13 protein-coding genes are annotated in these 15486 nt (G+C 73.0%); 4 read left to right on the plus strand and 9 right to left on the minus strand.

What is annotated here, in order from left to right:
* Positions 1–48: 48 nt before the first annotated feature.
* From ACFV46_RS02730 to ACFV46_RS02755, 6 genes are all read right to left on the minus strand, one after another.
* On the minus strand, positions 49–1575 hold the full coding sequence (locus ACFV46_RS02730; RefSeq protein WP_361926793.1) for an aldehyde dehydrogenase family protein: 1527 nt from the start codon (positions 1573–1575) through the stop codon (positions 49–51).
* A 274-nt stretch (positions 1576–1849) separates the two neighbouring features.
* Complete coding sequence (locus ACFV46_RS02735) at positions 1850–2839, minus strand: malate dehydrogenase (protein WP_361926796.1); 990 nt, start codon at positions 2837–2839, stop codon at positions 1850–1852.
* 385 nt (positions 2840–3224) lie between these two features.
* Complete coding sequence (locus ACFV46_RS02740; protein ID WP_385496804.1) at positions 3225–4418, minus strand: DUF2690 domain-containing protein; 1194 nt, start codon at positions 4416–4418, stop codon at positions 3225–3227.
* A gap of 461 nt (positions 4419–4879) precedes the next feature.
* The gene (locus ACFV46_RS02745; protein ID WP_376729489.1) at positions 4880–5383 is read right to left on the minus strand and encodes a helix-turn-helix domain-containing protein; all 504 of its coding nucleotides are present in this window, start codon (positions 5381–5383) and stop codon (positions 4880–4882) included.
* A 206-nt stretch (positions 5384–5589) separates the two neighbouring features.
* Positions 5590–6066 (minus strand): DUF3017 domain-containing protein, encoded by a 477-nt coding sequence (locus tag ACFV46_RS02750; RefSeq protein ID WP_361926802.1) that lies wholly within the window; start codon positions 6064–6066, stop codon positions 5590–5592.
* Entirely contained in the window at positions 6056–6910 is an 855-nt protein-coding gene (locus tag ACFV46_RS02755) for a bifunctional methylenetetrahydrofolate dehydrogenase/methenyltetrahydrofolate cyclohydrolase (RefSeq protein ID WP_361926805.1), read from the minus strand. The genes ACFV46_RS02750 and ACFV46_RS02755 overlap by 11 nt, the downstream gene beginning before the upstream one ends.
* 265 nt (positions 6911–7175) lie before the next feature.
* Here ACFV46_RS02755 and ACFV46_RS02760 point away from each other — a divergent pair, with 265 nt between their 5' ends.
* Both ACFV46_RS02760 and ACFV46_RS02765 read left to right on the plus strand, forming a co-directional pair.
* Entirely contained in the window at positions 7176–7793 is a 618-nt protein-coding gene (locus tag ACFV46_RS02760; protein WP_376729488.1) for a hypothetical protein, read from the plus strand.
* Between the two features lie 310 nt (positions 7794–8103).
* A complete protein-coding gene (locus ACFV46_RS02765) occupies positions 8104–8709 on the plus strand; it encodes an ALF repeat-containing protein (RefSeq protein ID WP_376729487.1) in 606 nt (201 codons plus the stop codon).
* 70 nt (positions 8710–8779) lie between these two features.
* Here the strand turns inward: ACFV46_RS02765 and purH are convergent, their stop codons facing one another.
* Together purH and purN are read right to left on the minus strand one after the other, a co-directional pair.
* Positions 8780–10345 carry a bifunctional phosphoribosylaminoimidazolecarboxamide formyltransferase/IMP cyclohydrolase gene (purH, locus tag ACFV46_RS02770; RefSeq protein ID WP_385496805.1) on the minus strand — a complete coding sequence of 522 codons (1566 nt, stop codon included), beginning with the start codon at positions 10343–10345 and terminating at the stop codon, positions 8780–8782.
* Entirely contained in the window at positions 10342–10971 is a 630-nt protein-coding gene (purN, locus tag ACFV46_RS02775; RefSeq protein WP_361926816.1) for a phosphoribosylglycinamide formyltransferase, read from the minus strand. Before purN ends, purH begins: the two co-directional genes overlap by 4 nt.
* 341 nt (positions 10972–11312) lie before the next feature.
* Between purN and ACFV46_RS02780 the strand changes: the two genes are divergently transcribed.
* A complete protein-coding gene (locus ACFV46_RS02780; protein WP_385496806.1) occupies positions 11313–12110 on the plus strand; it encodes a hypothetical protein in 798 nt (265 codons plus the stop codon).
* Between the two features lie 25 nt (positions 12111–12135).
* Here ACFV46_RS02780 and ACFV46_RS02785 read toward each other — a convergent pair whose 3' ends face one another.
* Positions 12136–14115 (minus strand): DUF6350 family protein, encoded by a 1980-nt coding sequence (locus ACFV46_RS02785; RefSeq protein ID WP_385496973.1) that lies wholly within the window; start codon positions 14113–14115, stop codon positions 12136–12138.
* A 113-nt stretch (positions 14116–14228) separates the two neighbouring features.
* Here ACFV46_RS02785 and ACFV46_RS02790 point away from each other — a divergent pair, with 113 nt between their 5' ends.
* Positions 14229–15353 (plus strand): helix-turn-helix domain-containing protein, encoded by a 1125-nt coding sequence (locus ACFV46_RS02790; RefSeq protein ID WP_385496807.1) that lies wholly within the window; start codon positions 14229–14231, stop codon positions 15351–15353.
* Positions 15354–15486: the final 133 nt, after the last annotated feature.

The following is a 15486-nucleotide window of genomic DNA, read 5'->3' on the forward strand; positions in this document are numbered from 1 at the left end:
GTACTCCAGGGATCTCGCGAGGTCGTGAGCGGTGAGGAGAGGGTGATGTCAGCCGGAGAACCAGCGGACCGGCCGCGGTGCCAGGTTCTGGTAGACGTGCTTGGTCTCCCGGTACTCGGCGAGCCCGGCGGGGCCGAGTTCGCGTCCCACACCGCTCTTGCCGAAGCCGCCCCACTCCGCCTGCGGGAGGTAGGGGTGGAAGTCGTTGATCCAGACGGTGCCGTGGCGCAGCCGTCCGGCGACCCGGCGGGCCCGGCCCGCGTCGGCGGTCCACACGGCGCCGGCGAGACCGTACTCGGTGTCGTTCGCGAGGGCGACGGCCTCGTCCTCGGTGCGGAAGGTCTCGACGGTGAGGACCGGGCCGAAGACCTCCTCGCGGACGACGCGCATCTCGCGGTGGCAGTGGTCGAGGACGGTCGGCTCGTAGAACCAGCCGCTCGCCGGGCGGTCCGCGGACGGCTCGGGACGCCGGCCGCCGGAGCGCAGCACGGCGCCCTCCTTGAGCGCGGACTCGACGTACGCCTCGACCTTGTCGCGCTGCTGCTCGGAGACGAGCGGGCCGCACTCGACGCCGTCGGCGGTGCCCCGGCCGAGGCGGATCTTCTGCGCGCGGCGGGCGAGTTCGCTCACGAAGCGGTCCCGGACGGACTCCTCGACGATGAGCCGGGAACCCGCCGAGCAGACCTGGCCGCTGTGGATGAACGCGGCGTTGAGGGCCTGGTCGACGGCGGTGTCGAAGCCCTCGTCGGTGGCGCACGCGTCGGCGAAGACCACGTTGGGGTTCTTGCCGCCGAGTTCGAGCGCGACCTTTTTGACGGTGGGCGCGGCGGCCTGCGCCACCTTGGTGCCGCTGGCCAGCCCGCCGGTGAAGGAGACGAGGTCGACGTCGGGGTGCTCGGAGAGCCGGGCGCCGACGGAGTGGCCGGGGCCGGTGACGATGTTGGCGACACCGGAGGGCAGGCCCGCCTCGACGAGGAGGTCGATCAGGGCGATCGTCGTCAGCGGGGTGATCTCGCTGGGCTTGACGACGAAGGTGTTGCCGGCGGCGAGCGCCGGGGCGATCTTCCAACTGGCCTGGAGCAGCGGGTAGTTCCACGGGGTGATCAGCGCGCAGACGCCGACCGGCTCGTGCACGACGACGCTGTGGATGTCGGGGGAACCGGCGTCGACGACGCGGCCGGGGGCCTCGGCGGCGACCAGGTCGGCGAAGTAGCGGAAGGCGTCGGCGACGCAGTCGATGTCGACGCGCCCTTCCTCGACGGTCTTGCCGGCGTCGCGGCTCTCCAGCAGGCCGAGCTGCTCGCGGTCGCGCACGAGGAGGTCGGCGACCCGGCGCAGCAGGGCCGCGCGGTCGGCGACCGGGGTGCGCGGCCATGCGCCCTGACCGCCGTCGAAGGCGCGCCGGGCGGCCTCCACCGCGAGGTCGACGTCCTGTTCGTCACCCTCCGCGACCACGGCGAACGGCGTCGCGTCCGCGGGGTCGAGGATCTCGCGCGTCGCGCCGGAGACGGCGCCGCGCCATTCCCCTCCCACGTGGATGGTGCCGCGTGCCGTCAGTTCCGTACTGTCCGCCATGATCGGTGTTGCCTTCCGTTCCTGTCTCGAACCCATGCGTCACACAGGGGTCACTCACGGGACCGAGTGCACCTGCCCGCACCCCTCGCTTACATGCGCGATCGGTGAACGAAAGTGCGCCGGGTCACTGAAGATCCGCCCATAACCGGACATAAACCCCCGGTGGGCGGTGTCTTCCTCAGGAACGGTCAGCGGTACGACATGCGACAGGCCCCGCCCCGGAGGGAACCGGGACGGGGCCTGCGTGGCTTCAGGACGAAACCGGGGTCAGGGCTCAGATGAGGCCGAGGGCGCGGACCGCCTCGCGCTCCTCCTCGAGCTCCTTGACGGAGGCGTCGATACGGGCGCGGGAGAACTCGTTGATCTCCAGGCCCTGGACGATCTCGTACGCGCCGTCCTTCACGGTGACCGGGAAGGACGAGATGAGGCCCTCGGGGACGCCGTAGGAGCCGTCCGACGGGATGCCCATGGAGACCCAGTCGCCCTCGGCCGTGCCGTTGACCCAGGAGTACACGTGGTCGATGGCGGCGTTGGCGGCGGAGGCGGCCGACGAGGCGCCGCGGGCCTCGATGATCGCGGCACCGCGCTTGGCGACGGTCGGGATGAAGTCCTCGGCCAGCCACTTCTCGTCGTTGACGACCTCGGCGGCGTTCTTGCCGGCGATGGTGGCGTGGAAGATGTCCGGGTACTGGGTGGCGGAGTGGTTGCCCCAGATGGTGAGCCGCTTGATGTCGGCGACCGTCGAGCCCGTCTTCTTCGCGAGCTGGGTCAGCGCGCGGTTGTGGTCCAGGCGGGTCATCGCGGTGAAGCGCTCGGCCGGGACGTCCGGGGCGGCGGCCTGCGCGATGAGCGCGTTGGTGTTCGCCGGGTTGCCCACGACGAGGATCTTGACGTCGTCCGCGGCGTGGTCGTTGATGGCCTTGCCCTGCGGCTTGAAGATGCCGCCGTTGGCCTCCAGGAGGTCACCGCGCTCCATGCCCTTGGTGCGGGGGCGGGCGCCCACGAGCAGACCGACGTTGGCGCCGTCGAAGGCGACGTTCGGGTCGTCGGTGATGTCGATGCCCTGGAGCAGCGGGAACGCGCAGTCGTCGAGCTCCATCGCGGTGCCCTCGGCGGCCTTGAGCGCCGGGGTGATCTCCAGCAGGCGCAGCTTGACCGGCACGTCCGCGCCGAGCAGCTGGCCGGAGGCGATGCGGAAGAGCAGGGCGTAACCGATCTGGCCGGCCGCGCCGGTGACGGTGACGTTCACGGGAGTGCGGGTCATGGCGTTCTCCGTAGGACAGCTGTCGGTGGGTCGTCCCCGCCCCGGGGTGCGGGACGTCAGGATGATCGATCTCTTGGCGTCGAGAGATCCACCGGTCAGGCTATCGCGCATCCGGGAGCGCGCACGGCCGGGTCCCTGTGGCCCGGCCCACAGCGTCACCGCGATGGCGTGGAACCGCCGTCGCGACGAGGAGGAGACGAGGGAGAAGGGGGCGGCCACCGGTCCGGGAGAGAGGGACCTGGCGGCCGCCGGGTGGGGGTACCGATGCCGGACTCCCGTGGGGGTATCGGTTCGCGTGCCCAGTAATCGGGGCCGCATTCCTGCCCCGCCGGATTTCTTCACGGATCCTCGTGGAGCCGGGAAGCCGGCGGGGCCGGGTGCCCCGCTACTTGGTGCAGCCGTCCTGTCCGGCGGGCAGGGTCACACAGGCGACGGCCTCGCCCGCGTCCTTCACCGCCACCATCGGCGTGTAGGCGATCGTGTCACCGGTCGCCGTGATCGAGCCGGTCTCCTTGGCCTTGCCGACCTCGACCGAGACCTCGGCGCCCTGCGACGCCTGGGTGACCCGGCCCCACGCGGCCCCGCACGTCTCGCTGTAGCGCACCTCGACCACGGCCGTGCCGACCGTCGCGGTCTTGGCGGTGGTCACCAGGTCGCCGCTGCACCCCATCGCCTCGGCGTCCTTGCCGGTGCAGGAGTCACCGCTGCACTTGACCCCGGCCGGCAGGTCCTGGCCGGTGGTGGCGCTCGGCGAGGGCGTCCGGGCGGCCTCGTCGTCCTTCTTCCCGCTGCCGCTGGAGGTGAGGTAGAAGGCCAGGCCGATGACGACCAGCACACCGACGACGCCCGCGAGGAACATCGTCACCCGCCGCTTGCCCGCACCGGCGGCGGGGGCCCGCCGGTCGGCCCGGGGGCCCTGCGGTGGCTCGCCGAACTCCCCCGGAGCGCCGGGCGGGTACGGGGACGCGCCACCGGGTGCCGCAGGGGCACGCCCGGCGCCGGTCGGCGCGGGGCCCCGATAGCCCGCCACACCCCAGGAGTTGCCGCCGGAGGACTCGGCGTCCCGCGACGGGCCCGGACGGCCCGAGGAGTCCGGTACGTCGGGAGCGGACGGCTGGACCGGCACCGTCGGGGACACACCGGCCGGACCGGCCACACCGGGAGTCGCCGTGGCGCTCCCGCCCCGGCGGGCGGCCCTGCCCGTCTTCGTGGCGCCCTTGGCGCCGGCCGGCGGCGGGCCGAACTCGCTCAGTGCCGCGCGGGCCTGGGAGATCCGGATGGCCTCCATGGTCATGTCGTGGCGCATCTCCGAACGGCTCCAGGCACGCTCGGCAAGCTCCCACATCGTCGTCAGGTGTACCGGGTTGGTCCCGGTGACCTCGGCGAGCGCCACGATCGCGCCCTTGGGCGCGAGCAGCCGCCCGTTCAGATACCGCTCCCAGGACGTCTTGCTGTAGCCGGTGCGGTCGGCGAGCGCGGCGATGCTCAGACCACTGCGGTCCACGAGCCTGCGCAACTGGCTCGCGAACTCTCTGACCTGCGGATCCATCTCATCCGGCAAGTCCTTCCAACGAGGCATGCTCCCCCCTCTTCCCCCGGTTGGTGCTGGTGTTACTCGCGATTCCCCCGCGCGTGGTGCCCTCTGCCGAGTCCCCGGTGTGGCTACCCACAGGGATGCGCCCACTAAGGATCTCAGTTCCCGGGGTGGGGGCGCACGGGAGCATCGGGACCGTGGCATGCACCGTCGCACGCCCGTCTGGTCGCGTCCAGTGTTCCACCGGCTCCCCCGGCCGGCCCACACAACCCTGGTAGTAAGCCCTTGCACTCCCTCGTGGCCCTTCGGAAGCCCCGGGCGTTCCCGGTGGACCACGCTAGCCCGCCCGTCGAACGACTTCCTCGTACATGCGCGATTTTGTCAACACATCGACACACGGATCGCACATGAACGATCACTCAGGTCGCAGACGGTGCTTTCGGACGCACACACGCGCGCTCACCCCGCAGAGCGCGCGGGGACACGGAAGGCCCCTCGCGTCCGGCTCAGCCGAACGCGAGGGCGCCGATCAGCGCGGTCAGGGCCAGGAGGGCGGCGAGCACCACGGCCGCCGTCAGCAGCCGCCTCGACGGGGACGGACGGGCCGGCAGGGGCGCGTCCCACCACGGGAGGGTCGGGTCGTCCTCGTAGTCGTCGCCGGGGTCCTGCTCGGTGGCGGGCCTCTCATGGAGCGCGGGCTCGGCGCCCTCCGGTCTTCCCGGGGCCGTCGGCTGCTTCGGCCACACCTTGACCGCCAGCTCCCAGCGCACTCCGAAGCGCTCGGCCTCCTCCGCCCCGGTCCCGGCGACCCGGCACAGTGCCACGACGGCCTGGCGGGGCGGCGGCTGGGTGGCGTTGAGATAGCGCTGCCAGGAGGACTTGCTGTACGCGGTGCGCGCGCCCAACGCGACCAGACTGAGGCCCGTACGGTCCTTGAGCAGCCGTAACTGCTCCACGAAGTGCCGCACCTCGGGCGGCAGACCCTCGGGCAGCGGCTGCCACGCACCCATCGCTCACCTCCGAACGGACTCGTTCGGGTGACGACACGACGGCGTTCCTTGGTTCCCGGTGCGCGGGGCGTAGCGGAACGGTCACTTCCGTGCCACAGCGCGCGGACAGGCGTTGAACAGCGACTCCGCCGTGCCCGAGGGTTGACGTACGACGGCGGCCCGTCCCTCTTCGGGGGAGGGGACGGGCCGCCGTCGTACGCGAGGTCTCAGTTGTCGACCGTGAAGTGCAAAGCGTCCTTGAAGAACGGGACCGTCAGCAGCGGGTTCGGCTGGGCCATCAGCGCCAGCAGCACGATCGCGAGCCCCAGCACGCCGTACGTCACCATGTCGGTGAAGCGGGAGCGCACGGCGAGCATGCCGACGCTCGGCAGGAGCCAGCGCAGCACCGCGCCGACCAGCAGCGCGCTTCCAATGAGCAGCGTGCCGGCCCGGAACACGTCGAGCGCGGTGATGAGCAGGCCCACGGCGACCAGTCCGCAGACGAGCAGGATCGGCCACTGCCGGGCGGGGGCCGGCGCGTCACCGGGCGCCGCCCGGCCACCGCCCTCCGGGCGGGCCGTGTCCCGGGTGAACAGGGGGAAGCGCCGGGTGGTCCGCCGGGGCGTGCCGTCCGCGTCCGGCGCACTGATCGGATCCCGGACCTCGATGTCGTCCGCGCCGTCGGCGCCGCGCTCAGCCGACACTGCGCTCCGCCGCCTCGACCACGTTGACCAGCAGCTGCGCCCGGGTCATCGGGCCCACGCCGCCGGGGTTCGGGGAGATCCAGCCGGCCACCTCGGCGACACCGGGGTGGACGTCGCCCACGATCTTGCCCTCGGCGCTGCGCGAGACACCGACGTCGAGGACGGCCGCGCCGGGCTTCACGTCCTCGGGGCGGATCAGATGGGCGGAGCCCGCGGCGGCGACGATGATGTCCGCGCGCTTGAGGTGCGACGACAGGTCGCGCGTCCCGGTGTGGCACTGGGTCACGGTCGCGTTCTCGCTGCGGCGGGTCAGCAGCAGCGGCATCGGGCGGCCGATGGTGACACCGCGGCCGACGACCACGACCTCGGCGCCCTTGATCTCCACGCCGTAGCGGCGCAGCAGGGTGAGGACGCCGTTGGGGGTGCAGGGCAGCGGGGCGGGCTCGTTCAGGACGAGGCGGCCCAGGTTCATCGGGTGCAGGCCGTCGGCGTCCTTGTCCGGGTCCATCAGCTCCAGGATGCGGTTCTCGTCGATGCCCCTGGGCAGCGGGAGCTGCACGATGTAGCCGGTGCAGGCCGGGTCCTCGTTGAGTTCGCGGACGACTGCCTCGATCTCCTCCTGCGTGGCGGTGGCGGGCAGTTCGCGCTGGATGGAGGCGATGCCGACCTGCGCGCAGTCGCGGTGCTTGCCGGCGACGTACTTCTGGCTGCCGGGGTCGTCCCCGACCAGGATCGTGCCGAGGCCGGGCGTGACGCCCTTCTCCTTCAGCGCCGCCACGCGGGCGGTCAGGTCGGACTTGATCGCGGCTGCGGTGGCCTTGCCATCGAGAATCTGGGCGGTCATGCCCCCATCCTCCTTGATGACGCCCCCACTCTTCCAATCCGGGTCCCGGGCGGGCCGCCGGCACATCTCCGGGCGTATGCGTCCATGATCAGCGATGTTGCACTTGCACAACACATAGGGAATGCGGCTGGACAAGTAAGAGCAGACTAAAGAACGATGTGACGGCAGTGCCGCGGGCAGTACCGGGGGGACGAACCGCATCAGTCACATCTCCTCCGCACCGTGCCGCGCGTCCCCGCACCCGGACAACGGAGGAAAGACCGCCATGAGTTTCGGCGACCCGAACAACCCTTACGGCCCGCCGCCCCAGGGCCAGCCCGGTTACCCGCCGCAGCCCCCGCAGGGACAGCCCGGTTACGGCTACCCGCAGGGCGCTCCCCAGCAGCCGCCCGCCTACGGCTACCCGCAGGGCCAGCCGGCCTACCCCGGTTACCCGGGCGGGCCGATGATGCCCATGGAGATGCCCGGCCTGATGAAGACGGCCCGTGTGCTGCTCTTCATCCTCTCCGGCTTCCAGCTCCTGTTCGGCCTCATCGCCGGTGTCGCGGTCGGCGCGGCCCAGGACCTGTCCAACGGCGTCGGCTCCGGTGACTCCACCGACTCGCTCGCCGGTCTGGGCTTCCTGCTGGCGGGTCTCCTGCTGGCGCTCGGCGCGCTGTCCATCTTCCTGGGCGTGAAGTTCAAGAACGGCGGCAGCGGCATCCGTGTCACGACGATCGTGTACGCGTCGCTGATGATCCTCGGCGGCATCGTGAACATCGCGAGCGGTGGCAACGGCTCCGCCACCTTCGGTGGTCTGATCTCGCTCACCATCGCCGGCATCATCCTGGCCTCGATGGTCAACAGCCAGGCGTCCGCCTGGTTCAACCGCCCGCGGTACTGACCCGCCAGGCCGCCGCGGAGGACCGCCGGGCGGACCGGACCGATTCGTCACAGCCGAGGCCGTGTTCCCCGCACCGGGGACACGGCCTCGCTGTCGTGTGCGCTCGAAGGCCCCGTGGCGCGGGTCGGCAATGAACACCCGCCGGACGTTGCCCGGTTGTCGACCAGATCTTGTCAGTGGCACCCGGCAGGATGGTCACGCGGCTTGTGGCGCAACGGGGTTGGGGAGAGGCATGTGGTCTCCCGCGTCCGGTGTGCCGCGCTCCGACGACGAGCCGCGGTCCCTGAAGTCCCGTACGGAAGGTTCACCTGTGAGAACGAAGCGCATCGCCCTGGCCCTCGCAGCAAGCGCTCTCGCCCCGGCGCTCCTCGCGTCCGCACCGGCCTTCGCCGCCGACGCGGCACAGCCCGCCGCCACCGTCGCCGTGACGTCCCCCACCGGTACGGGAGTCGACGACCTGTCCGACGACGACGTCCGCGTGGCCATCGCGCGCATCCTGTACACCGCCACCCAGAACGGCGACAGGGCCGTCATCCGCGAGGCCAACGAGGCCCTCGACGGCACCATCGAGGACCAGCGCGCCTTCCTGGAGACCGGGTACCGGCTCGCCCAGGCCGAGGACGACGCGGTCGCCGTCAACCGCATCCTGTACAAGGCCCTCCAGAACGGCGACAAGGCCGTCATACGCGAGGCGAACAAGGTCCTCGACGACGGCACCCCGGAAACGCTGCGCGCCTTCCTGGAGACCGGCTACCGCCTCGCCCAGGCCGAGGACGACCGGGTCGCCGTGGCCCGTATCCTCGCCGATCCGACGATCAGCGCCGCCCTGCGCGCGGCGGCCGAGGACGTCATGGACGGCACGCCGGAGGAGCTGCGGTACTTCCTCGAGGTCGGGCGGTACGAGGTCGGCCGGTAGGGCCGTGAGCGGTCCGGGATGACGCGGGGGCCCGCCGTCCGGCGACGGCGGGCCCCTGCGGTCCTGCGGCTCAGTGGAAGAAGTGCCGCGTCCCGGTGAAGTACATCGTGACGCCCGCCTTCTTCGCGGCCTCCACGACCAGCTCGTCACGGACCGAACCGCCGGGCTGGACCACGGCCTTCACGCCGGCCTCGATCAGGATCTCCAGGCCGTCCGGGAAGGGGAAGAACGCGTCGGACGCGGCGTACGAGCCCTGGGCGCGCTCGGCACCGGCCCGCTCCACCGCCAGCTTCGCGGAGTCGACCCGGTTGACCTGGCCCATGCCGACGCCGACCGAGGCGCCGTCCTTGGCGAGCAGGATGGCGTTGGACTTCACGGCCCGGCACGCCTTCCAGGCGAACGCGAGCTCGGCCAGCTCCTCGGCGGAGAGCGCCTCGCCCGTCGCCAGGGTCCAGTGCGCCGTGTCGTCGCCCTCGGCCTGCAGGCGGTCGGTGACCTGGAGGAGGGCACCGCCGTCGATGGGCTTGACCTCGACCGGGTTGCCGGGGCGCTCGGGGCAGCGCAGCACGCGGATGTTCTTCTTCTTGGCGAGGGCCTCGAGGGCGCCGTCCTCGTAGCCGGGCGCGACGATGACCTCGGTGAAGATCTCGGCGACCTGCTCGGCCATCTCCTTGCTGACCGGCCGGTTCACGGCGATCACACCGCCGAACGCCGACAGCGGGTCGCAGGCGTGCGCCTTGCGGTGCGCCTCGGCGACGTCCGCGCCGATCGCGATGCCGCACGGGTTGGCGTGCTTGATGATCGCGACGCAGGGCTCGGCGTGGTCGTACGCGGCACGGCGCGCGGCGTCCGTGTCGGTGTAGTTGTTGTACGACATCTCCTTGCCGTGCAGCTGCTCGGCCTTGGCCAGGCCGGCGCCCGTGCCGTCGACGTACAGCGCGGCCGGCTGGTGCGGGTTCTCGCCGTAGCGGAGGGTGTTCTCCCGCTCCCAGGTGGCGCCGAGGAAGTCGGGGAACTGCGACTCGTCCACGGGGGCGTAGGAGGACGCGAACCAGCTCGCCACGGCCACGTCGTAGGCCGCCGTGTGCTGGAACGCCTCGGCCGCGAGCCGCTTGCGCGTGGGGAGGTCGAAGCCGCCGCCGCGGACGGCGCCGAGGACGTCGGCGTACCGGTCGGGGCTGGTGACGACGGCGACCGACGGGTGGTTCTTGGCGGCCGCGCGCACCATCGACGGGCCGCCGATGTCGATCTGCTCGACGCACTCGTCGGGCGACGCCCCGGACGCCACGGTCTCGCGGAACGGGTAGAGGTTGACGACGACCAGGTCGAACGGCTCGACGCCCAGCTCGGCCAGCTGCTCGCGGTGGCTGTCCAGACGCAGGTCGGCCAGGATGCCGGCGTGCACGCGCGGGTGCAGTGTCTTCACCCGGCCGTCCAGGCACTCGGGGAAGCCGGTGAGCTCCTCGACCTTGGTCACGGGGACCCCGGCCGCGGCGATCTTCGCGGCCGTGGAGCCGGTGGAGACGAGCTCGACACCCGCCTCGTGCAGGCCGCGCGCGAGGTCTTCCAGACCGGTCTTGTCGTAGACGCTGACGAGCGCCCGTCGGATGGCCCGCTTGTTGCTCTCGGCGGTCACTGGATAACTACCTTTCGTCCCTCAATGCGATAGCCGTTGCGGGCGATCCGCCCCACGACCTCGACGAGCAGCCTTCGCTCGACTTCCTTGATGCGCTCGTGCAGAGCGCTCTCGTCGTCCTCGTCCCGGATCTCGACCACGCCCTGAGCGATGATCGGCCCGGTGTCGACGCCGTCGTCGACGAAGTGGACGGTGCAGCCGGTGACCCTGGCTCCGTACGCGAGGGCGTCACGGACGCCGTGGGCGCCGGGAAAACTGGGCAGCAGGGCGGGGTGGGTGTTGATGAACCGGCCGCCGAAGCGCGCCAGGAACTCCTTGCCCACGATCTTCATGAAACCGGCGGAGACCACGAGGTCGGGCTCGTACGCGGCGACGGCCTCGGCGAGCGCGGCGTCCCACTCCTCGCGGGTGGCGTGGTCCTTCACCTTGCGGACGAAGGTCGGCAGCCCGGCGCGCTCGGCCCGGGCGAGCCCCTCGATGCCCTCGCGGTCGGCGCCCACGGCCACGATCTCGGCGCCGTACGCATCGGATCCGACGGCGGCGATCTCGTCGAGCAGCGCCTGGAGGTTGGTGCCGGATCCGGAGACCAGCACGACGAGGCGCTTGGCCACGGGCTTGGCGGCCACGATGAGCCCTTTCTCGGGGGTGCGTTCTTCGCGGCCGGCGGCACGACGAGCACCGCTTGTGCGTTCATACGAATGCGTCGCGCCCCGGGATACGGGGAAGTCTACGAAGCAGCCGACCGCCAGCAACGATACCGGCACCCCGGTGCGGCCCCCATGGGACGGGGGCCGGGCCGGGAGGTAGCGTCTGTGCCGGGGGCGGCCCGGGAACGCGCGCGATGCCCGGTGCGTTGAGGAAGTGACAGCTCAGACAGCCCGGACGGCCCCACAGCCCGGGCGGCACAGCCCGCACAGCTCCAGACCACCGTCCCGTCCAGCCGACCACAGGGAAGACGCTCGATTTGATGCCGGACCGCAGCCTGCGACTCCACACGCTCTCCTCGCATCCGGTGCAGGGAGGGGTGCACAGCGGCGTGCTGCTGCGGGAGCGCCCCTCCTCACCGCCCGACGCGCCCTCCGGCGGACAGGGCGGCGACGAGCGGGGCGACGGCCGGAAGCAGGACGACAACCCCTTCGCACCGCCCCCCGAGGGCACCCCGGACCAGCCCTGGCAGCCCCGCCACCCCTCGGGCGGGAACGATGACGACGCGCAGGGCCGGGGCGACGGCGGCGAGCCCCCGTGGGGCAGCCAGTGGAGCGACCGCCAGCCCGGCCGCTCGTCCGGCGGCGGCTTCGGCGAGCGGCCCCGCGGCGGCCCCGAAGGCCCCGGCCAGGGCGGCTCCCCCGGCTCGAACATGCGCTGGGACCCGACGGACCCCGCGCAGCGCCGCGCCCGCTACGCGCTGCTCTCCGGTATGTGGGCCTTCTTCTTCTCCCTGTTCAGCTGGCCCTACGTGGCCCTGCTCCTGGGCGCGCTCTCCCTGTACTGGGGGATCAGCAGCCTGCGCGCCAAGCCGCGCACCCCGGACCCGGACAGCCCGGCCCCGGCGCGGACCGGCGGCCGCCCCCAGACGACCGCCGCGGTCAGCGGCCTGGTCACGGCGTCCCTCGCGCTCGCGGTGGTCGCCGCCGGGTTCACGGCGCAGATGGTCTACAGCGACTACTACACCTGCCGCAGCGACGCGCTCACCAGCGAGGCAGAGCAGTCCTGCAAGCAACTGCTCCCGGAGGAGCTGCGCGGGGTGCTCGGCAGCACCGAGTGACCCGTCCGGGCGGTCCGCGGTCCCGTCAGGAGGCGGCGGCGCCCGGGTGCGGGGGGCCGGGGGGCCTCTCGGGGGTGGTGGTGTCGGGTTCGGGTTCGGGTTCGCTTGTGGCTTCGGATGCGGGTTCGGCGTCGGCGGGGTTGGCGTCGGTCGGTCGGACGTCTGTCGGCCGGGCGTCTGCTGGCCGGGCGTCTGCCGGCCGGGCGTCAGGGGTCGGGGGCGCCTGCGGGACGTCCTGAGTGTTCGTCGAACCGTCGTCGGGGGTCGATGCCGTGTCCGGGGCCTTCGGGTCCGGTTCCTTCGGGTCCGGTTCCTTCGGGGTGGCGGCGGTGGACTCGAAGCCGTCCGGCTCGAAGGTCGTGTCGTGGTCGTACGCCCCGTACGGCACCTCCTCCGCCGCTTCGTAGGCGTCGTCCCCGTCGTACCGGGCGGCCGCGGCCGAGCCGCCGGGCCGGCCGTCGTTCTGCTGCGGTACGGGCTGGTCCTTCGCCAAGGCCGTGAACGGGCCCTTGCGCCCACCCGCCGCAACCTTCTTCCGGGCGCTGGTCGACGGGTCCGCCGCGCGGGGCGGACCGATCGCCTTGACCCGTGGCTCCGCGTCCCTCCGGGTGGCGTGCGCCAGGCACCGCCAGCCGCGGACAACCACGGCCACCGGGACGCCCACAACCGCGACCCACACCAGCGTCGCCGCGCCCGCCTGCCACCACACCGGCCCGAACTCCGCCAGGGCACCCCGGCCGAGCGGTCCGCCCGACAGCCCGGCCAGCACGGCGACCAGACAAGCGCAGATGACGGAGGCCAGCAGGGCGGCCGCGGCTGTCCGCAGCGGCGACCAGGTCGGCGTGGCCGGCGGCCGGGCCGGGGACGGCGCGTTCCTCCCGCTCCACGTCTGTGGCCCGGAGTGCGCCCGTCCGCCCCGGGTCCGGCCCGTCCCGGTGGCCGTGTCACCCGGTGCGCCGGGGTCGGCACCGGAGCCCCACCGGGCCGCGCCCCGGCCCAGGACCACACCGGCCACGACCGGGACCGCCGCCACCGCCCATTGCAGCGGTCCGACGATGCCGGTCGACGGCACGGCGTCGAGCAGCGGGAAGGGCGGCAGGGGCGGTGGCGGTGCCGAGGTCAGCGGGGCCACCACATGCCCGGCGCCGAGCACGAAGCCGGGGCCGAGGGCGTAGGACGCCGCCCACACTGCCGCGTTCGGGACCAGGGAGGCGCACAGCAGCAGGACGCCGATCCGGCCCGACCAGCCCTGGGTCAGTCCGGTGAAGGTCTGCCGGGCGTCCACGCCGTGCCACACCAGGGACACGGCCACCAGCAGCGCCCCGCCCCCGACGAGCGCCGCCGCGCCCGCTCCGGCCGCGCGGGCCGCCGCCGCGAGCCGGGCCGGCGCGTCCGGTCCCTGCGCGAGCCGCCGCGCACGGCCGGGCAGCGCGCCGAGCAACCCGTGCGCCGCCTCGGGACGGCGCTCGCACGCCGTCCACACGCCCACCCCGGCGACCACCATCACGACGAGGGGCACGCACAGCACGGCCGACGGCCAGGACGGCTTCAGGACGCCGCCGGCCGCGTACAGCGCCGCCGCCGTCGCCACGCCGAGGTACCCGAGCACCACACCCGCCCAGGCCGTGGGCCCGGGCACGGGCGGGGCGCCGTCCCCGCCGTCCGCCGCCGCGTCCCGGGCCGCCCGGTGCACCAGGCAGACCGGCAGCACGAACAGCAGCAGCGGGGTGACCCCGACCGGCACGGAGGCCCCCGAGAGGGTGCCGGCGCGGACCAGTTCGGCGCCGTGCCCCAGCAGCCACAGCACGGCGGCGATCCGCAGAGCGCCACCGGGCCCGCTGTCCGGATAGGGCGAGACCACCCAGAGCACCATCACCAGGACCACGAGGGCCCCGAGCCCGAGCGCCGCGGCGACCGCACCGTTGAGAAGGCTGGCGCTCAGCCCCGGCGTGCGGTGACGCAACCGTGTGAGCAGGGACGACAGGGGCGTTCGGCGAGCGGTCATCTCGATCACGCCGCCATGCTCCCAACGACACGCGCTCAACCCTCGCAACAGGCGAACCTCCGAAGTGTCGCCCAATATACGTTTATGTACTTTTTCACACGGAGGGGTGCACTGTGACGCAGAGCCCGGCAACGCCGATTCCCCCGCCCACGGAGCGCCGACGTCTGCGCGAGGCCGGGTCCTTGACGCAGGCTCAGGTCGCGGAACGGGTCGGCGTCACCCGTCGGACGGTGCGCGCGTGGGAGACCGGCCGCGCGGCTCCGTCGGGCCGGGAGGGCGAGGCGTACCTGGATCTGCTGAGGTCCCTCGAGGAGCGGAGGGAGGATCAGGAACAATCAGGCGATCGCGACATGACGGAACGTCACTCGGAGACCGGGGCCGAGGGGGACGGTCTCGTCGGGGACGCGGCGGCCGACCCCACCGGCCCGCACCCCGGCCGACCCCTCACCCCCGCCCAGGCGTTCGACGCCCTCTACGCCTTCTGCGCCCCCGCCCTCGTACGGCAGACCTATCTGCTCACCGGGCGGCGGGAGCTGGCGCGGGAGTCCGTCGAGCGGGCCTTCGAGATCGCCTGGCAGCGCTGGCCCGAGGTCGCCCGGGACCCCGACCCGGCGGGCTGGGTGCGGGCGACGGCGTACGACTTCGCCCTGTCGCCCTGGCACCGGTTCCGCCCCCGCTACCGGCATCCCGAGCCCCCGCCGGCCGACACCGCCGACCGGCTCCTGCTCGACGTCCTGCTCGACCTCACCCCGTCGCAGCGCCGCACCCTGCTCCTGTACGACGGTGTCGGTCTCGACCTGCCCGAGACGGCGGCCGAGACCGAGGCGACCACCCCGGCCGCCGCCAACCGCATCCTGCACGCCCGGGCCGCCGTCGCCACCCGGATGCCCACCCTGTCCGACCCGGACGACCTCCATCGCCGGCTGGCCGAACTGGCCTCGGCGGAACGTCTGCGGGCCGCCGCCGCCCCGGCCGTCCGCGAGGGGAGCGAACGCCGGGCGCGCTTCTGGACGCGGGCCGCGATCGCGTTCACCGTGGCGCTGATCGGCACGACCGCGCTGACGCTGCGGACCGCGCCCACCCGGTACGAACCGCCGGTGCCGCCGGGGGCGACGGTGCACGGGGTACCGCCTCCCGTGGCGCCGGGGCCGTTGTCGCACAAGGAGCAGAGGCTGCGCGACAAGCTCCGCTCGGAGCCGCACGCCGGCCCGGAGCGGCTCGCGCCCCAGCCGTTCTAGGAGGTGTGCTGGAACGTCGGTGGGGCCCCCCCCCCCCCCGGGCGGGCCCCCCCACCACTACGCGCGCATCCGGGGGCGCCGCAGCCCCCCCCGCGAAAGCCGGCCGGCGTAGCCCGAAACGAGGGGGGGATGG

The organism is Streptomyces sp. NPDC059852 (assembly GCF_042731455.1).
Classification (GTDB): Bacteria; Actinomycetota; Actinomycetes; order Streptomycetales; family Streptomycetaceae; genus Streptomyces.